This is a genomic window from Bacillus sp. TCT6, assembly GCF_056033845.1.
The window spans coordinates 2,569,414-2,588,475 of record NZ_JBVYHX010000001.1 but is presented as its reverse complement, the minus strand read 5'-3'; the positions used below and the strand labels follow the sequence as shown (position 1 = coordinate 2,588,475).

The following is a 19,062-nucleotide window of genomic DNA, read 5'->3' as shown; positions in this document are numbered from 1 at the left end:
AACGTGCAAGTAAAGGATCAACTATCATCATTACAACCATATAAACCAGGTAAATCACCAGAACAAATGAAAGAAGTGTACGGAGATCATTCGTTTGTGAAATTAGCATCGAATGAAAATCCATTCGGTTGTTCACCGAGAGTTTTAGAAGAGTTGCAAAAATCTTGGTTGGAACATTCTTTATATCCTGACGGAGGTGCTACAACGCTCCGTCAAACAATCGCAGATAAGTTGCATGTGCAAATGGAACAAGTACTTTGTGGTAGTGGTTTAGATGAAATCATTCAAATAATAAGCCGCGCCGTATTACGAGCGGGAGATAACATTGTAACAGCAGGTGCAACATTCCCGCAGTACCGTCATCATGCGATTATTGAAGGCTGTGAAGTGAAAGAAATTCCTTTAAATAAAGGTGTATACGATTTAGACGAAATTTCGTCAGCGGTAAATAATAATACGAAAATCGTATGGATTTGTAATCCGAACAACCCGACGGGCACATATGTGAATGAGCAAAAATTAACTCAATTTATTGAAGGCATTAGTGAAAATACGTTAATTGTCATTGATGAAGCGTACTATGAATACGTAACAGCAAAAGACTTCCCTGAGATATTACCGCTTTTAGAAAAACATAAAAACATTCTTGTACTTAGAACGTTTTCTAAAGCATACGGATTAGCTTCTTTCCGCGTTGGATATGCGATCGGACAGGAAGAGCTAATTGAGAAATTAAATGTTGTACGTTTACCATTTAACGTATCTTCATTAGCGCAAAAAGCAGCTACAATTGCTTTTAGTGATGACGAGTTTATTAAAGAAATAGTTCGCGTGAATACAGAAGGATTACAGCAATACGAGAGTTTCTGTAAGGAAAACGGTATACCATTTTATTCGTCACAAACTAATTTCATCTTCTTACCGGTAGATAATGCTGGAGAGATTTATGAAGCTTGCGCACATGCAGGGTTTATTATTCGTCCATTCCCAAATGGTGTCCGTATTACAGTTGGAACAAGGGAGCAAAATGAAGGAGTGATTTCAGTGTTAAAACAACACTTTGAAAATAAAAAAAGTAAGTCTCGAGATGAGGCAAATGCGTAAAAAGGTAGTATTAATTGGAACAGGTTTAATAGGAGGCTCTCTCGCATTAGCAATTAAGAAAGAGCACGATGTAATGATAACAGGTTATGATATATTTAAAGAGCAAGTAGAGCGTGCAAAAGAATTACACGTAGTAGATGAAATAGCAGTTGATTTACAACATGCATGTGAAGAGGCACATTTAATTGTTTTTGCTTCTCCAGTTGAAGAAACGAAGAAGTTATTACACAAACTTGCGTCATTCCGTTTACGAGAAGATGTTATAGTGACTGATGTTGGTAGTACAAAAGGGTCTATTATGAACGAAGCGGAAGCTTTATTTTCAAAGGAAGTTTCTTTCATTGGGGGACATCCGATGGCGGGTTCTCATAAAACGGGAGTTGAAAGCGCAAAGGCGCATTTATTTGAAAATGCATTTTACATTTTAACACCGATGAATCATGTACCAAATGAACAAGTGGAAGACCTTAAAGTATGGTTAAAAGGAACAGGATCACATTTTCTTGTTTTAAATACAGAAGAACATGATTATGTAACAGGGATCGTTAGTCATTTCCCGCATCTTATCGCAGCAGGTTTAGTAAAGCAAGTTGAGAAGCATGCAGGAGATAATCCGCTCATTCATCAGCTAGCTGCTGGAGGTTTCAAAGATATTACACGTATCGCATCTAGTAGTCCGAAAATGTGGAGTGATATTGTAAAGCAAAATCGAGAGCATTTAATGGTATTATTAAAAGAGTGGATCTCTGAAATGGAAGGTTTATATAAGACAGTTTCTACTGGAGATGCAGGCGAGATTCAAAACTATTTTGCAGATGCGAAAGAATACCGTGATTCTTTACCAGTAAGAAAGAGTGGTGCAATTCCTGCTTATCACGACTTATACGTTGATGTATTAGATAAGGTGGGGGCATTGGCTCATATTACGAGTATTTTAGCGCGCGAGGAAATTAGTATTACGAACTTGCAAATATTAGAAGCGCGTGAAGGACTGCTTGGGGTATTACGTATTAGCTTCCAAAGGGAAGAAGATCGTATGAAAGCAAAGCTAGCGCTTGGAGAAGAAGAATACCAAACTTATGAAACAATTTAAATGAGAAGGTGAAAAACGTGAAAGAAAGAACAATACAACCTGTTAATAACGGATTGAATGGCAATATTACAATCCCAGGTGATAAATCCATTTCACACCGTGCTGTTATGTTCGGTTCGATTGCAGAAGGGAAAACAACAATTAAAGGTTTCTTGTCCGGTGCAGACTGTTTAAGTACTATTTCATGTTTTAAAGAAATGGGAGTAGAAATTACGCAAAACGGTGATGAAGTTACTGTAGTTGGTAAAGGATTAGAAGGTTTACAAGAACCGAAAGCTGTATTAGATGTTGGTAATTCTGGTACAACAATTCGATTAATGTCAGGTATATTAGCTAACACACCATTTTTCTCTTGCGTACAAGGTGATGAATCTATCGCAAAAAGACCGATGAAGCGTGTAACAAACCCATTAAAACAAATGGGTGCAAACATTGACGGCAGAGAAGAAGGAACATTTACACCGCTAACAATACGTGGTGGAGATTTAAAAGCAATTGAATATATTTCTCCTGTTGCAAGTGCACAAGTAAAGTCAGCTATTTTACTTGCAGGGCTTCGCGCAGAAGGTGTAACAGCTGTTACAGAACCACATATTTCCCGCGATCATACGGAAAGAATGCTTGAAGCATTTGGTGTTAAAGTAACTCGAGAAGGAAAGACAGTGAAGCTGTCAGGTGGACAAAAATTAACAGCAACAAACATTCAAGTGCCAGGTGACGTATCATCAGCAGCATTTTTCTTAGTAGCAGGTGCAATCATCCCAAATAGTAAACTAATATTACAAAATGTAGGAATGAATCCAACTCGTACAGGTATTATTGATGTTTTAGAGAAAATGGGTGCTACATTTACTATAGAGCCGATTAACGAAGGCGCATCAGAACCAGCTGCAAACATTACGATTGAAACATCTTCATTAAAAGGAATTGAAATTGGTGGGGATATTATTCCAAGACTAATCGATGAAATTCCAGTTATCGCTTTAGCGGCAACACAAGCAGAAGGTATTACAGTTATTAGAGATGCACACGAATTAAAAGTAAAAGAAACAAATCGTATTGATACAGTCGTTGCGGAGTTAACGAAACTAGGAGCTCGCATAGAAGCAACTGATGACGGCATGATCATTTACGGAAAATCAGCTTTAAAAGGCAATACAGTAAATAGTTACGGTGATCACCGCATCGGAATGATGCTTGCGATTGCTGGCTGCCTGGCAGAAGGGAAAATAATTATTGAAGATGCAGAAGCAGTAGGTGTATCATATCCTACATTCTTTGATGAACTTCAAAAGTTAGCTAAATAATAAGGATGGAAAGCAGATACGTGATGTATCTGCTTTTTTTGTTAAAACGTCTTTCTAATTTCACTTACCGAACTACAAAAGTAAGAATTGTGATACAATTCAAACAGGGAATGGAGGAGAATTATATGAATGTCATACAATTAAAAGAAGATAAGTTCAGAGAAGCATTACGTTTATCAGAATACGCTTTTCAATATAAAGTAGATGAGGAACGATTACAGCAGCAACTTACAAAGATGAAGGAAAGTCATAAAATATACGGCATTATGGAAGGGGAAGACTTAGCAGCAAAACTACATCTTATTCCGTTTCATATTTACATAGGTAAAGAAAAATTTAAAATGGGTGGCGTTGCAGGAGTAGCGACGTATCCAGAGTACAGAAGAAGTGGGTATGTAAAAGAGCTACTTCAATATTCACTTCAAACGATGAAAAAAGATGGCTATACAGTCTCTATGTTACATCCATTTGCGGTTTCATTTTACCGTAAATACGGCTGGGAACTTTGTGCGAATTTAGTCACATGTCATATGACTAAGAGCGATTTAGTGATGAAAAAACAAGTAAATGGCACTGTGAAACGTTTCAATAAAGAAAATCATCCAGAAGAAGTCGAGAAGCTCTATGAAGTATTTGCAGAACGTTTTTCAGGTATGTTAGTTCGAGAGAAGAACTGGTGGTTACAAGCAGTTTATGATGATTTAACATTAGCGATTTACTATGATGAAAATAAAAAGGCAGCAGGTTACATGTTATACAAAATAGAAAACTATAAAATGACAGTAGAAGAATTTGTACCACTGCATAATGAAGCACGAAATGGTCTGTGGAACTTTATTTGCCAGCATGATTCTATGATTAAAGAACTTGAAATGACAGTAAGTGAAAACGAACCGTTGCTATATTCATTGCAAGAGCCACGCGTGAAGACAGAAATAAAACCATATTTTATGGGAAGAATTATAGATGTAGAGCAGTTCTTAAAACAATATAAGTTGAGCTGGAACAATGTACAGCAACAAATAATTCTACACATTACAGACGCATTTGCTCCGTGGAATAACGTAGCAGTGAGACTTGCAAATCATGAAATAACAATTGTAGAAGAAACAACGGAAAAAGGAATTAAACTGGATATAACTGCACTATCGGCAATAATGCTTGGATATAAACGTCCATTAGAACTAAATGAACTTGAATTAATTAGTGGAAGTGACGAGGCAATACGGTCATTTGAGAATTTAGTACCAGTACGTAAGCCATTTATTTATGATTTCTTTTAATTTGCATGTATGAAGATGAGCTATCCTAAGTGAAATTTCGGGATAGCTTCCTCTTATATTGTGAATTTTTATCGGTAAGTCGATAAATCATAAAAAACGTCGATATAACTTCATTTAAAAACAGTAACTATACTTTGTCACATACTTGACTTTTAGCGCATCTAATTTATAATTAAAAACGGAATGAATTTTCATTCCTGGAAATTGAGGTGGAAAAATGGTTAAAAACAAACAAGAGGATATTTTTGATGCTGCAATACAACTTTTTGCAGAACGAGGTTATGATGGTACAACAATTCCGATGATTGCTGAAAAAGCAAAAGTAGGCGCAGGTACGATCTACCGTTATTTTGAAAATAAAGAAGCGCTTGTTAATTCTTTATTTACGAAAAGTGTTTTACAACTATCGGAATTAATAAAAAACGATTTCCCGGTCGATGCAAATATTCGTGAACAGTTTAGCCATACATACAACCGTTTATTTGAATTTGCGAGACAAAATGCAGATGCTTTTCTTTTTACAAATTCTCACTGTGATAGTTATTTTCTAGATGAACATAGCAATGAAATATTCGAGGACTTCATGGGTTTCTTCATGAACTTGATTGAAGATGGAATCGAAAAAGGTTTGCTTCGTCCATTACCACCAATTGCTTTAATTATTATTGTATATCAACCAATTGAAAAATTAATTAAAGTAATGGAAACAGGGCAGTTAGAATATACAGATGATTTGGTAAAGGAATTGGAAGAAAGTTGTTGGAATGCTATTAGAATCATTTGATTCTATAGCGTTATAAGGACAGGAATGAACATTCATTCCGAGAAAGGTATGAAAAAGAATAACAGGAGATGATAAATCTTTACAACTAAAGGAATGAATATTCATTCCGGAACTAACATTATACTTTCAAAACGGGAGATGATTAAAATGAGTAAGCTAAAAAATTGGAGAAGTTTATCTTTTCTATTATGGATAGTTATTACTATTACAATGATCGTAACGATGCCTAATATGGATAAATTAGTGAAGGAAAAAGGGAAAATTACAATCCCTAATACAGAACAAAGCAGTATTGCTGACAAGATGATGAAAGAGATGGATAAAGAAGGGGTTGAAAAGTATGAAATTATAGCCGTTTTTAATAGTGGCAATAAGGCAGCTTTAACAGATGAACAAAAGAAGGAAATAACAAAAACAATCAACGCCCTGCAAAATGAAAAAGAGCAATTAGGAATTAAGGAAGTTGTTTCATATTTAGATAATAAAGACTTGGAAAAACAATTAGTTTCTAAAGATAATACGACTATTTTAACGCAAATATCGATAGATAAAAAACATGGTGAAATATCAAAGGTTTCAAATAATCTTCATGAAAAAGTGCAAACGAAAGGGGTAAAAACGTATTTAACAGGAAGTGACTTAATAGCGGGTGATTTTCTTAAATCCTCTCAAGAGGGAGTGAAAAAGACAGAAGTTATTTCAATCATTTTCATTCTTGTAGTATTAATCCTCGTATTCCGTTCACCAGTTGTTCCGATTGTTTCTCTTCTTACAGTCGGTGTGTCGTATTTAGTTTCAATGGGGATTATTGCTCAGCTTGTGGATCAATTTAATTTCCCATTTTCAAACTTTACACAAGTGTTCGTAGTCGTCGTCCTCTTTGGAGTAGGAACAGATTATAACATTTTATTATATACGAGGTTTAAAGAAGAATTAAGTAAACAAGAAAATGCATTTTTAGCTACGAAAGAAACGTTTAAATCGGCAGGGAAAACCGTTTTATATAGTGGGATAGCAGTACTAATTGGTTTTGCATCTCTTGCTTTAGCGAGTTTTAAATTATATCAATCTACTTCAGCCGTAGCAATTGGTGTCGCAGTATTATTACTCGTATTAACTACGTTAAATCCATTTTTTATGGTGCTTTTAGGAAAAGGAATGTTTTATCCAGTAAAAACATTTAAAGGTCATGAGGATAGTCGTTTATGGGGATTTCTTGCGAAAAACTCAGTAGTAAGACCATTCGCAGCTTTAATCATTGTATTTGTGATATCGATTCCTTTCCTAATGAAATATTCTAACACACTAAATTACAATGATTTATTTGAAGTAGATAATAAATATGAATCGAAAAAGGGGATTAACGTAATAGAAGAACATTTTCCACCTGGTTTTTCTTCACCAAGTACGTTAGTCATTCAATCGGATAACAAGTTAGACGAGGCGAGTTCTCTTCAAACTTTAGATGAACTAACTGATAAGATTTTGAAAGTGAAAGGTGTGTCAGAAGTATATTCACCGACGCGTCCAACTGGGGAAAGGATAAAAGAACTATATATAAATAAACAAGCTGGAGAACTAAATACGGGGTTAGGAGATGCCAATGGTGGTATAAAGGACATTAATGATGGGTTAACTGCTGCGAAAGATAAAATGGGTAGTAAAGACTCAAATAGTCTTGCAAACGTTCAAAAGTTAATTGATGGAACAAACGAAGCGAAAAACGGTGTAACGGCATTAGGAACAGCTTTACATCAACTATCAAGTGGTATAAATGACGGAGCACAAGGTGCGCAACAAATTGAGGGTGGATTAACTTCAGTAAATGAAAATATAAATGTTTTATCTAATGCAACTTCACAACTTCATGCTGGTTATGCACAGTTAGAAAAAGGTTTAAGCTCTTACGATCAATACTTCGGAAGTATTTCTCAAGCAATTGATGGTGCGAAAAAAGGTTATGAACAAATTGAAGTGTTAATGACCAATTTTATTCAAACGAAACCAGAATTAGCAAATGATCCGAACATACTACAAACGATAGGAATTGCTAAAGAGGCTCAGAAGCAATTAGGTGTGCTTTCAAATGAATTAAATCAATTAGCAACGCATCATAAAGCGGCGATGGGCTCATTTAAAGAAGCGAATCAATCGTTATTGAAAGTGGATAACGGTTTAAAAGAAATGAACAATGGAGTTACTAAATTACAAAAAGGAGCAGCTGATCTTAAAAATGGATTAGATGAAGGTGCTTCAGGTTCTAAACAAATTGCGAACAAGTCATCTGAGTTACAAACCGGATTAACAAAAATAAATGATGGGCAAGGCCAGTTATTAACCGGGCTGAAAGACTTGCAAGAACAGATGAGGCAATTACAATCAGGATTATCTAAAAGTACAGAAGGGCTCGAAAAGGTAAGTAACGGACTAGGGGATGCTCAGAAATATTTAGGAGAATTGAATGAATCAAAAAGCTCTGAGAAATTTTATATTCCAAAAGAAGTTTTAGAGGGAGAAGATTTCCAAAAAGCATTGAATACGTACATGTCACATGATAGAAAGACTGCTAAAATGACAATCATTTTAGACGTAAATCCGTATTCAAAAGAAGCGATGCCAATCATTGAAGAAATTAATAAAACGATAGACGGTACATTAAATGGTACAGAATTAAAATCAACAAAAAAAGCGATCGGCGGTACAACAGCAAGAAACGTTGATTTAAAAGAAGTAACGGGCCAAGATTTCTTACGTACAGCTACAATTATGTTAATTGGAATTGCGGTTGTATTACTCGTTATTACACGGTCATTTTTAAATACAATCTTCATTATTGGATCTTTAATATTAGCTTATTTTGCATCACTTGGTATAAGTGAACAAATTAGTACACACATACTAAACGTAGAGTCATTGAGCTGGAATGTACCATTCTTTAGTTTTATAATGATAGTCGCTTTAGGTGTGGATTATAGCATTTTCGTAATGATGAGATACAATGAGCTAGAGGGGGACCCAGCAACGAAAATTGTAAATGCATCTCGTCACATAGGAGGAGTCGTATTATCAGCGGCACTTATTTTAGGTGGTACATTTGCTGCATTAATCCCTTCAGGTGTATTGACGCTTATACAAGTAGCATCTGTTGTTGGTGTTGCACTGTTATTATTAGCTATTATTGTGATGCCAATATTGATACCTGCGTTAATAGGGTTAACGAATAAAATGAAGAATTATACGAAAAAATTAAGTAAAAGAAAGTAAAAGAATCCCCTTTTAAAAGGGGATTCTTCTTATTTAATAAATTTGTCCATCACATCTTTATATTTTGCGAATTTTTCATCTTTCATATCTCTGTTCATTATGAAATATGCTTCTATATAATATTATTTCGTTAAAAACGTACATTTTATTCAAGATAGAAAAGGGATGAATAGTAATCAACCGTTGCTATTCATCCAGCTTCTACTATATAATAGCTATAGTCTACAATAATTGAGTCGTAATATGCGATTTTTTAAGACAATAGGTGAGAAAACGCTGAAATAAGCGGTATTAGTAGGAGGACACAAATGATTACAGTAAGTAACGTTAGTTTGCGTTTCGCGGATCGCAAATTATTTGAAGATGTTAACATAAAATTCACGCCAGGTAACTGCTACGGTTTAATCGGAGCAAACGGTGCTGGTAAATCAACATTTCTAAAGATTTTATCTGGAGAAATTGAACCATCAACAGGTGATATACATATTACGCCAGGTGAGCGTCTAGCAGTATTAAAACAGAACCACTTCGAATATGAAGAGTTCCCAGTATTAGAAACAGTAATTATGGGTCACACGCAACTTTACAAAGTAATGCAAGAGAAAAATGCTATTTACATGAAAGAAGACTTTAGTGATGAAGATGGAATGCGTGCTGCAGAACTTGAAGGTGAGTTCGCTGAGCTTAACGGTTGGGAAGCTGAGTCAGAAGCTGCAATCCTTCTAAAAGGTCTTGGTATTGGTGAAGATCTTCATGACAAAAAATTATCAGAATTGACTGGTGCAGAGAAAGTAAAAGTATTACTTGCTCAAGCATTATTCGGTAAACCTGATATTCTATTACTAGATGAGCCTACCAACCACTTGGACTTAAAAGCGATTCAATGGTTAGAAAACTTCTTAATGAACTTTGAAAATACAGTAATCGTTGTATCCCATGACCGTCACTTCTTAAATAAAGTATGTACGCACATGGCTGATCTTGATTTCGGTAAAATTCAACTTTATGTTGGTAACTATGACTTCTGGTATGAGTCAAGCCAATTAGCTTTAAAATTAACACAAGATGCTAATAAGAAAAAAGAAGAGAAAGTAAAAGAGTTACAAAACTTCATTGCACGCTTTAGCTCAAACGCATCTAAAGCGAAACAAGCAACTTCTCGTAAAAAATTATTAGATAAAATTACATTAGATGATATTAGACCATCATCACGTCGTTACCCATTCGTTGGCTTCACACCTGAGCGTGAAATAGGAAATGACTTATTAACTGTTGAAGGCCTTTCTAAAACAATTGATGGCGAAAAAGTGTTAGATAATGTGTACTTCACTTTAAATAAAGGTGATAAAGTTGCATTTATCGGTCGTAACGATATCGCGATGACAACATTATTTAAAATCCTTATGGGTGAAATGGAGCCAGATAGCGGTTCATTCAAATGGGGTGTCACAACATCTCAATCTTACTTCCCAAGAGATAACTCTAAATACTTTGAGAACAGTGACTATAACTTAGTTGATTGGTTACGCCAATTCTCTCCACAAGATGAGTCAGAAAGCTTCTTACGTGGTTTCTTAGGCCGTATGTTATTCTCAGGTGAAGAAGTTAAGAAGAACGTTTCTGTATTATCTGGAGGCGAAAAAGTTCGTTGTATGTTATCTAAAATGATGTTAAGTGGTGCGAACGTAATCACACTTGACGATCCAACGAACCACTTAGACCTTGAGTCTATCACTGCATTAAACAACGGTTTAATTGCTTTCAAAGGTACAATGTTATTCACATCTCATGACCATCAGTTCGTACAAACAATTGCAAACCGCATTATCGAAGTAACGCCAAACGGTGTAATCGATAAAGAAGCAACTTACGATGAGTACTTAGAAAATGAAGAACTTCAAAAACAAGTAGATGCAATGTACAAAGGTCAATAATATATAATGAAAAAACTCGCTCTTTTTAGAGCGAGTTTTTTTGTCGAGAAAACATAACACCATTGGTGGGGGCAAATGAATAATTATTCAAATATAATATTAGTGAACATGAGGATTTTTCATGTATGGAAGAGATGTAATGACTTTAAGATTTAGTTGAAGCAGGGGAATGTAAGGTGAGCAATATAATTAAATAACATTATTTTGTCATGTGAAATATGTACCAAAATTGGAGATAGAATAGTTTGCGAATGAGTTTATAAAGGTATATAGTATGGGATGTCATAATTAGTGGATGAATCTTGGGAGAAAACAGGAAATGTTACAAATTTATTTTATTAAATAGAAACCAAGGTCAAAATGTTTAAAAAGAAATAGTTGAATAAATACAAGCTTCAAATTATAATTACTAATATTCTTCATATAGTTAAATAAAAAAATCTATTTGAAGAAGAAAAATCGAATAGAGAGACAGACTTATAAAAAATAAGCCTTGGATGATCAAAAGAGGTGGAGAAATGAAACAGTTCTTATTAAAGAGCAAAAGTGTGTTAAGCAATCATTTTGGATTCTTTCTGTTTGCCGTTATTTTATTGTGGCTCAAAACGTATGCAGCCTATGTAACGGAATTTAATTTAGGAATTTCAAACACAATCCAAAAATTCTTGCTGTTTTTTAACCCGCTTAGTTCAGCAGTTCTATTTTTAGGACTTGCATTATTTGCAAAAGGGAAGCGATCTTATATTTGGTTAATTGTTATCAACTTGTTATTGTCGATTCTTTTATATGCAAACGTAGTTTACTATCGCTTTTTCAGTGACTTTATTACGTTCCCAACATTAACACAAACGAATAACTTTGGAGATTTAGGTGGTAGTATTCTTGCGTTGCTACATCTTTATGATCCACTATACTTCTTAGACACGATTATATTAATTGTGTTAGTTGCAACAAAATTTGCAAATCCAAAACCAATTCGTGTTGCGAAGCATAAAGTATCTCTAGTATTTGTAGCAGGTATTTTATTATTCAGTGTTAATTTAGGTCTTGCAGAGTCTGACCGTCCTGAATTATTAACAAGAACGTTTGACCGTAATTATATTGTGAAATATTTAGGGGCATACAACTACACAATTTATGATGGAATTCAAAGTGCGAAAGCATCGACAGAACGAGCATTAGCTGATGGCGATAATATGACAGAAGTACGAAATTATTTAACATCAACTTATGCAAGTCCAAATCCTGAGTATTTCGGTAAAGGAAAGGGAATGAACGTAATTTATATTCATTTAGAGTCATTCCAAAACTTCTTAATTGATTACAAATTAAATGGTCAAGAAGTTACACCGTTCTTAAACTCATTTACAAAAGATGCGAATACGCTATACTTTGATAACTTCTTCCATCAAACAGGACAAGGGAAAACATCTGATGCGGAGTTTATGTTAGAGAATTCAATGTTTGGTTTACCGCAAGGTTCTGTCTTTACAACGAAATCTCATAATACGTATCAATCAGCACCAGCTATTTTAGGACAACAAGGATACACATCAGCAGTATTCCATGGTAACTACAAAACATTCTGGAACCGTGACGATATTTATAAATCATTTGGTTTTAATAAATTCTTTGATGCGTCATACTACGATATGAATGAAAAAGACGTAGTAAACTACGGATTAAAAGATAAACCGTTCTTTAATGAATCTATTCCGTTATTACAAACGTTGAAACAACCGTTCTATACGAAGTTTATTACGTTATCGAACCATTTCCCTTATCCAATTGATAAGGCAGAAGCAACGATTGAACCAGCAACAACAGGTGATTCATCAGTAGATACGTACTTCCAAACAGCACGCTATTTAGATGAATCTGTAAAAGGCTTCATCGATTACTTGAAACAATCTGGTTTATATGATAACTCAATTATCGTTATGTACGGAGACCATTACGGTATTTCAGATAATCATAACGCAGCAATGTCAAAAGTAATGGGTAAAGAAATGAACTCATTTGAAAATGCACAGTTACAACGTGTGCCTTTAATCGTTCGTGTACCAGGAGTGAAAGGTGGCGTACAACATCAATATGGCGGTGAAATTGACGTTCTTCCTACGTTATTACACTTACTAGGTACAGATACGAAAAACTATGTTCAATTCGGTTCAGATTTATTATCACCAGAGCATAAACAAGTCGTTGCGTTCCGTAACGGTAACTACGTAAGCCCAACTGTTACTGCACTAAACGGCAAATACTATGATACAACAACTGGAAAACCTGTAGAATTTACAGATGAAATAAAGAAAAATGAACAAATGGTTCAAAACTCACTAAAATACTCTGACCAAGTCGTAAATGGTGACTTATTACGATTCTACACACCGGAAGGATTCACTCCAGTAGATCGTTCGAAGTATAACTATAACAATCGTGATAAAAACAAAACGAAGGTAAAAACGACTCCGGAAGGGGAAGCTAAATAATAAAAGGCGCTATTCATATGAATAGCGCTTTTTATTTGTAAATATACCATCATTATTAGACAGAACTAGCTGTTGCTTTTTGTTTTGCTTTTCCGAAGAACACTACACCAACAATGATCATAATGATAAATGCCCATTTAATGAAAGGGTTACTTTCGAAAAATCCAGCGAACCATTTCTCATCTACAATCATTTTTGCAGCAGTATAAGCTAAAACCGCTGCTCCAATCGTAATGATGACAGGAAAACGATCTACCCATTTTAAAATCAATGTACTGCCCCATACGACTACAGGAATAGAAACTAATAGCCCGATGATTACTAAAGAAAAGTTACCATGCGCAGCTCCTGCAACAGCGAGTACATTATCAATACCCATTAACGCATCAGCAATGATAATGGTTTTAATAGCAGACCAAAATCCTTCTTCTGCCTTAATATCATGGTCTTTGCCTTCAGCAATTAATTTGTAAGCAATCCATATAAGAAGTACACCACCAATTAAAAGTAATCCTGGTATTTTTAATAACCAAACGACAACTAAAGTAGCAAGAGCTCTTATAGCAATTGCTCCAACGGTTCCCCAAATGATAACTTTCTTTTGTTGATCTTTCGGTAATCGTCTTGCTGCTAATCCAATTACAATGGCGTTATCTCCGGCTAACACTAAATCGATTACGATAATTGCTAATAAGGCAGACAAATATTCAGGTGAAAGAAAATCCATAAATATATCACTCCTTATAATTAATATGTACTTATAAGCTATTCCGTATTAAGAATTCTAAGGATTATTTATTAAAATACAATCTCTTCAAATAGTAATTAAGGATTATAATTATGGTGCATAAACACTTAAAAAGATGGATACGGTACAATTCTGGAACCATCTTTTAAGTGCTTAATTTTTAATTATCATTTTTTGTTTGAAGATTTACTTTCGTATCTTTGATTATTACTTTTTTAGGCGTGAAACATGCAATAATTAAAGCCACAATAGATAAGACTAACATAAATACGTACGCATCACTTGAGCTATAGATAGAAGATAAGTTTGTTACTTGCATAGCTGATATATTTCCATTCTCACTAGATAACTGTGAAATGTGTGAAGTGGATTGAATTGTATACACCGTGATAATAACTGCTGTTCCAATAGCACCTGCTAATTGGCGAATCCTACTATTTCAAGCTTAACGGTTCAGAAAATCGCAACAAAAGCAGGGTTAAATCGAACAACATTTTATTTGCATTATCAAGATATTCAAGATTTACTAGACCAAATCACTAGCGAAATTTTAAATGAGCTTTCAAATAAAATTGTTGATTTAATACATGCAAAAGATTTATCAGAAAAACAAAAGCTAACACAATTGCTAGATTATTTATATATTCACCGAAATTTTTTATTTATATTATTTAAAATGAATCAATTTGAGGAGCAATTGTTTTTATTTTTAAAGCAATTAATAGAAACGAGAAGAGAGAATACGAAAAAGAATTTACCTGATGATTACGTTGCAGTTGATATTAAAACAGCCTCTTTGGTAGGGATTATCATGTGGTGGATAAGGAATGGACTTCACTTTAGTTCAGATTATATTGCAAATCAAATTTATTTAATGTATAAAGGATGATATGTTAAAATCAGTCATATGTATTAGTAAATAAAAATCATTATATCTAAGAGTTGAAATTAATGGGAGATAGAAAGTGTCTTACAAGTTAAGAAAGGCGTATAAATTTCAAATTTATAAAGTAAAAGTTTTATAGCAAGAAGAGGAGAAATTTATGAATTTTCAAAATAAAAAAAAGCATTACATTTAGAGGTGGTGAAATACCAATTTAAAGATGCAAAAGAGGAGTGTGATAGAAATTGGCTAATAGTAAAAGCGAAACTGTCAGAAGGAAATAAAGTTTTTGAAACGATGGATCCTTTTCTACAAACGTTCGACTTACAGCGTATGAAAAAATGGTTTCAATCATTACCGAATCCTACATATACCGAACTAGATTTCATAGAGCCTAATATAGCGTTTGAATTAATGGGGGAAAATGAAGATGAGTTTCAAATTGTAGTCCGATTATCTCAGGAACTTACCCCTTCATGGTGTAAGGAAGAGGAGTACGAATTTTCTATAAGTATTACACAAGAGGACAGAGAAAAGATTATTCTTTTTATTGAAGAGCAACAAAGAAATTTCCCAAAACGATAAAAAAGACTTGATAACCTACTAGAGGGAATCAAGTCTTTTCATTACATACGATTATCATGCCAGAAGTTTAATGGGAAGTGTTCGTTCTCATTATATGCTTCTAATTCATATCCTTTTTCTTTCAGTCCTTTAATAATTCCAGGTACTGCTTTTACCGATTGTGGATGAATATCATGCATAAGGATAACTTCTGTTGGATTTGTAGCACCATGTAGTACGTTCTCTACAATTTTAGCAGATGCAGCATCAACTTGCATTTTGTTATATTTCCAGTCTAAAGAATCAATTGTCCAATCCCAAACCTTTAAGCCATTTTCTACAACTTTGTTGCGAAGAGCTTCGTTTAATCCTGGCATTGATCCGTAAGATGGGCGAGTTAATACTGGTGATTTACCTAAAACACCAGCGATTAAGCCTTGATCTTCCTTCATTTCATCTACATAATGACCTTCAGTGTAAAGTTTCTTGTAGTTATGAGTCATACTGTGCATCCCAACGTAGTGGCCTTCAGCATCTTCGCGTTTTACAAGATCAGGGAAAGCTTTTACGTTTGAACCAATTAGGAAGAATGTTGCTTTTGCATTTTCTTTCTTTAACATATCTAAAAGCTCAGCTGTGTATTTTCCGGGACCGTCATCAAATGTTAAGTAAGCGACTTTTCTAACTTGTCCGTTATAATGCTTTGGAGCCTCTTTCGGAGCAAGAGATGTTTGAATCTCACTTACAAGTTGAACAGATTTTGCTTCATCCTCTGTACTAGCTAAAGCAGTATGTACTGATCCTAAAGCGGCTTCGTATGTAAATAATACCCCCGCACAAACCAACATAGCCCTTTTTACCAAAGTTGTCATTCGAATTCCATTGTGCATAATTTTCCTTCTCTCTATAAAAGTTCTACTCTACTATATTAGCAATTATAGGTAGGGAAATGCAAAAAAACTTTTTTACAAGTGTAAAAAAGTTTGGCAAAAAGTATGCAAGATTTTAAAGGAATGTCATTTTGGAAGAAACATCACAAATGATTGGATAAATTGAATGGTGAATTGGAAACAATACAAGGGATATTAATTTTAGGAGGTGCTTTAATTGAATTATAAAAAAATGCTTTCAATATTAATGACAAGCATATTTACAGTAGGATTATTAATTGGCTGTAATCCAGCTCCAATAGATGAAAAGGAGCCAGATCCAACGGAGGAACCTTCTGAACAAAGACAGGAGGAAAAAAATAATGAATTAAACAAAAAGGATGAGCAAGAACCAGATCCAACAGAAGAGCCATCTGAGGAACAAAAGAAGAAAAAAGAAAATGAGTAGTTGTAGTTTAATGAAATGTGTAGCATGATTTTGTAACAAAAAATACTTTTTAAAACATACAACCACTTTTCTTGCTTTATAAAAAAGTGGTTGTATAAAATTGTATATGAATTTAAACATTTCATGGATATGACTTTTGCTTTAAGGCTACTTTTTAATTCATGTAGTTTGTGATGTTTATTTCCCCTAAAATGAAGCTTGAAATCAATATTCATCTCTCGTTACAAACTCTTCAATCATCAAATTTAATTGATCCGATATTTCTATCAACAAACTTCTATATTAAATACCTCGTACAAAATAATAGCACCTAATGCAGTAATTCCTTCATAAAGCATTATAATGCTTTTTATTAAAATCTTTCCTTAATTTAAGCCTAATATCCCCCTGATGTGTGTTAGTAAGTATTGTTGTGTTAAAATTTTGACAAAAACTATTAATTTATTCGTTTATTTTATGAAGATTTGCTCCTTCTTTTAACGATTAAAGGATTAAATATATTAGAAAGTTTTAATAAAATTAAAACTCTATTTTCTTGGAAGTAGGAAATAAAAAATTTATAGGAATTAGACTAAAGTCTTAAAACGAAAGGAGACTAATCATACTTTCGTATCACTTCATTTTCGTTCCAATTATTGATTCGAATATTTTTGTTTTTTATTAAAATATTGGTAAAGAAACAATTACATAAAAAAAAGGAGTGGGAATATGAATAATTATATTTGCACTACATGTGGAGTACAGTATCCCGAAAATGAAGAAGCACCTTCTCGTTGTAAAATTTGTAATGAGGAAAGACAATATGTTAATCCAATTGGGCAGTCATGGACAACATTAGAAACAATGCAAAATAGCAATTTATACAAAAACGAAATAATAAAAGAAGAAAGCGGTTTGTATAGCATTACTACTAAACCTAAATTTGCGATTGGACAAACAGCATTTTTAATACAAAGTAAAACTCTAAATGTTATGTGGGATTGCATTAGTTATTTAGAGGATAAAACGATACAACGTATATATGATTTAGGTAGTATTCAAGCAATAGCACTTTCTCATCCACATTATTATTCTACACAAGTTAAATGGGCAGAAACATTCAATGTACCTATTTATATTCATGAAGATGATAAAGAGTGGGTGGTTCGTCCGAGTAAGCAAATTAAATTTTGGTCTGGGGAGCATCTTTTGTTATCGGAAGAACTTATATTACATCGCTTAGGAGGCCATTTTAAGGGCGGGACTGTTATACATTGGAAAGACGGTAATGAAGGGAAAGGTATTTTGTTATCAGGTGATATTATACAAGTAGTTTCGGATCAAAAATGGGTAAGTTTTATGTATAGTTATCCCAATCTTATTCCATTACCAGCGAATAAAGTTAGAGATATGGCAGAGAAAGTAAAAGATATCCAATTTAGTCGACTATATAATGCATTTCATGGTGTGGTGGAAGATGCAAATAAAGCTGTACAAAGATCTGCTGATCGGTATATAAAGGCCCTGCAAGGAGAACTATTTCATACGTAATAGCTTGTATTTCATCTCTACATTTATATAACTAATTTTATATGAATTTTATACGAAAGTCCTATTGTTTATTAACTTATAGGTCTTTCAACTTAGGAAGCTCACACTAATGAGGGATGTTAAAGGGAATATATGTAACCTATACTAATTACTATAAAGCTTTGGAAAATGAAAAGGAGGAGATTTGCATGAAGAATTGGGTTCAATTTAGAATTGCAAGACCAACAGATAGATTTGAAGAAGTGATAAGTTTTTATGAAACAGGATTAGGATTAAAACGTATAGGGGAATTTCACAATCATGAAGGATATGACGGGGTTATGTTTGGTTTACCAGATGAAGAATATCATTTGGAGTTTACTACACATGTTAATGGAAGTCCATGTCCGGCACCGACAAAAGATAATTTACTAGTTTTTTATATGCCTAATAAAGGTGAAATTGAAAAGATAGTGAATCGATTAAGTAATATAGGCTATCATGAGGTGGAACCAGAAAACCCGTATTGGATAGAGAAAGGAACCACAATAGAGGATCCAGATGGTTGGAGAATTGTGCTTATGAATGCATCTGAATAAAGAAACTATTATTATATGAAATAGAGTGTAACAAAATGATTTAGACATAAATCCCTACAGTGTTTGTAGGGATTTTTATATAAGAAAATCTTATTGAGAGAGTTATTAAAATGTAGAAAGATTTTGGCTAAGAGCAAATGTAATAAACATAAGTTATGAA

The 19,062-nt window shown here is 33.8% G+C and carries 14 protein-coding genes and 2 pseudogenes; 13 read left to right on the top strand and 3 right to left on the bottom strand.

Features of this window, described 5'->3' with window-relative positions:
- The first annotated feature begins 3 nt into the window (after positions 1-3).
- The 8 genes from hisC to ltaS all read left to right on the top strand — a co-directional run bounded on the left by hisC (position 4) and on the right by ltaS (position 13,261).
- The gene (gene hisC, locus AC0ONG_RS13270; protein ID WP_001197268.1) at positions 4-1,104 is read left to right on the top strand and encodes a histidinol-phosphate transaminase; all 1,101 of its coding nucleotides are present in this window, start codon (positions 4-6) and stop codon (positions 1,102-1,104) included.
- Positions 1,097-2,197 (top strand): prephenate dehydrogenase, encoded by a 1,101-nt coding sequence (tyrA, locus tag AC0ONG_RS13265; protein WP_001228126.1) that lies wholly within the window; start codon positions 1,097-1,099, stop codon positions 2,195-2,197. Before hisC ends, tyrA begins: the two co-directional genes overlap by 8 nt.
- A 17-nt stretch (positions 2,198-2,214) precedes the next feature.
- Positions 2,215-3,504: a 3-phosphoshikimate 1-carboxyvinyltransferase gene (aroA, locus tag AC0ONG_RS13260; RefSeq protein WP_106081975.1), complete on the top strand. Its 1,290-nt coding sequence runs from the start codon at positions 2,215-2,217 to the stop codon at positions 3,502-3,504.
- 125 nt (positions 3,505-3,629) lie between these two features.
- Positions 3,630-4,787 (top strand): GNAT family N-acetyltransferase, encoded by a 1,158-nt coding sequence (locus tag AC0ONG_RS13255; RefSeq protein WP_016077540.1) that lies wholly within the window; start codon positions 3,630-3,632, stop codon positions 4,785-4,787.
- A gap of 217 nt (positions 4,788-5,004) precedes the next feature.
- Positions 5,005-5,571 (top strand): TetR/AcrR family transcriptional regulator, encoded by a 567-nt coding sequence (locus AC0ONG_RS13250; protein WP_016077541.1) that lies wholly within the window; start codon positions 5,005-5,007, stop codon positions 5,569-5,571.
- A 147-nt stretch (positions 5,572-5,718) separates the two neighbouring features.
- The gene (locus AC0ONG_RS13245) at positions 5,719-8,835 is read left to right on the top strand and encodes an MMPL family transporter (RefSeq protein ID WP_136997028.1); all 3,117 of its coding nucleotides are present in this window, start codon (positions 5,719-5,721) and stop codon (positions 8,833-8,835) included.
- Between the two features lie 308 nt (positions 8,836-9,143).
- On the top strand, positions 9,144-10,769 hold the full coding sequence (locus tag AC0ONG_RS13240) for an ABC-F family ATP-binding cassette domain-containing protein (protein WP_000633860.1): 1,626 nt from the start codon (positions 9,144-9,146) through the stop codon (positions 10,767-10,769).
- A 518-nt stretch (positions 10,770-11,287) separates the two neighbouring features.
- Complete coding sequence (ltaS, locus tag AC0ONG_RS13235; protein ID WP_000808776.1) at positions 11,288-13,261, top strand: lipoteichoic acid synthase; 1,974 nt, start codon at positions 11,288-11,290, stop codon at positions 13,259-13,261.
- A gap of 55 nt (positions 13,262-13,316) precedes the next feature.
- Here the strand turns inward: ltaS and AC0ONG_RS13230 are convergent, their stop codons facing one another.
- Both AC0ONG_RS13230 and AC0ONG_RS13225 read right to left on the bottom strand, forming a co-directional pair.
- Positions 13,317-13,988, bottom strand: a complete 672-nt coding sequence (locus tag AC0ONG_RS13230) for a TerC family protein (RefSeq protein ID WP_000346946.1) — start codon at positions 13,986-13,988, stop codon at positions 13,317-13,319.
- A 181-nt stretch (positions 13,989-14,169) separates the two neighbouring features.
- Entirely contained in the window at positions 14,170-14,394 is a 225-nt protein-coding gene (locus AC0ONG_RS13225) for a hypothetical protein (RefSeq protein ID WP_000288051.1), read from the bottom strand.
- Between the two features lie 42 nt (positions 14,395-14,436).
- Between AC0ONG_RS13225 and AC0ONG_RS13220 the strand changes: the two are divergent.
- Both AC0ONG_RS13220 and AC0ONG_RS13215 read left to right on the top strand, forming a co-directional pair.
- Positions 14,437-14,898: pseudogene (locus AC0ONG_RS13220) on the top strand (TetR/AcrR family transcriptional regulator); the annotation flags it as partial.
- 154 nt (positions 14,899-15,052) lie between these two features.
- Positions 15,053-15,477: pseudogene (locus AC0ONG_RS13215) on the top strand (WapI family immunity protein).
- 41 nt (positions 15,478-15,518) lie between these two features.
- Here AC0ONG_RS13215 and AC0ONG_RS13210 read toward each other — a convergent pair.
- Positions 15,519-16,346, bottom strand: a complete 828-nt coding sequence (locus tag AC0ONG_RS13210; protein ID WP_000551449.1) for a peptidoglycan-N-acetylglucosamine deacetylase — start codon at positions 16,344-16,346, stop codon at positions 15,519-15,521.
- 217 nt (positions 16,347-16,563) lie between these two features.
- Here AC0ONG_RS13210 and AC0ONG_RS13205 point away from each other — a divergent pair, with 217 nt between their 5' ends.
- The 3 genes from AC0ONG_RS13205 to AC0ONG_RS13195 all read left to right on the top strand — a co-directional run bounded on the left by AC0ONG_RS13205 (position 16,564) and on the right by AC0ONG_RS13195 (position 18,902).
- Positions 16,564-16,794, top strand: a complete 231-nt coding sequence (locus tag AC0ONG_RS13205; RefSeq protein WP_474203594.1) for a hypothetical protein — start codon at positions 16,564-16,566, stop codon at positions 16,792-16,794.
- A gap of 708 nt (positions 16,795-17,502) precedes the next feature.
- Entirely contained in the window at positions 17,503-18,324 is an 822-nt protein-coding gene (locus AC0ONG_RS13200) for an MBL fold metallo-hydrolase (protein WP_474203593.1), read from the top strand.
- A gap of 188 nt (positions 18,325-18,512) precedes the next feature.
- The gene (locus AC0ONG_RS13195) at positions 18,513-18,902 is read left to right on the top strand and encodes a VOC family protein (protein WP_136997026.1); all 390 of its coding nucleotides are present in this window, start codon (positions 18,513-18,515) and stop codon (positions 18,900-18,902) included.
- The last annotated feature ends 160 nt before the right edge of the window (positions 18,903-19,062 follow it).

Bases quoted from the DNA above. Each gene is read 5' to 3' on its own strand.
- AC0ONG_RS13210 (WP_000551449.1), bottom strand. From the start codon at position 16,346: ATGCACAATGGAATTCGAATGACAACTTTGGTAAAAAGGGCTATGTTG.
- ltaS (WP_000808776.1), top strand. From the start codon at position 11,288: ATGAAACAGTTCTTATTAAAGAGCAAAAGTGTGTTAAGCAATCATTTT.
- AC0ONG_RS13255 (WP_016077540.1), top strand. From the start codon at position 3,630: ATGAATGTCATACAATTAAAAGAAGATAAGTTCAGAGAAGCATTACGT.
- AC0ONG_RS13245 (WP_136997028.1), top strand. From the start codon at position 5,719: ATGAGTAAGCTAAAAAATTGGAGAAGTTTATCTTTTCTATTATGGATA.
- AC0ONG_RS13240 (WP_000633860.1), top strand. From the start codon at position 9,144: ATGATTACAGTAAGTAACGTTAGTTTGCGTTTCGCGGATCGCAAATTA.
- AC0ONG_RS13250 (WP_016077541.1), top strand. From the start codon at position 5,005: ATGGTTAAAAACAAACAAGAGGATATTTTTGATGCTGCAATACAACTT.
- AC0ONG_RS13195 (WP_136997026.1), top strand. From the start codon at position 18,513: ATGAAGAATTGGGTTCAATTTAGAATTGCAAGACCAACAGATAGATTT.
- AC0ONG_RS13230 (WP_000346946.1), bottom strand. From the start codon at position 13,988: ATGGATTTTCTTTCACCTGAATATTTGTCTGCCTTATTAGCAATTATC.
- tyrA (WP_001228126.1), top strand. From the start codon at position 1,097: ATGCGTAAAAAGGTAGTATTAATTGGAACAGGTTTAATAGGAGGCTCT.
- AC0ONG_RS13200 (WP_474203593.1), top strand. From the start codon at position 17,503: ATGAATAATTATATTTGCACTACATGTGGAGTACAGTATCCCGAAAAT.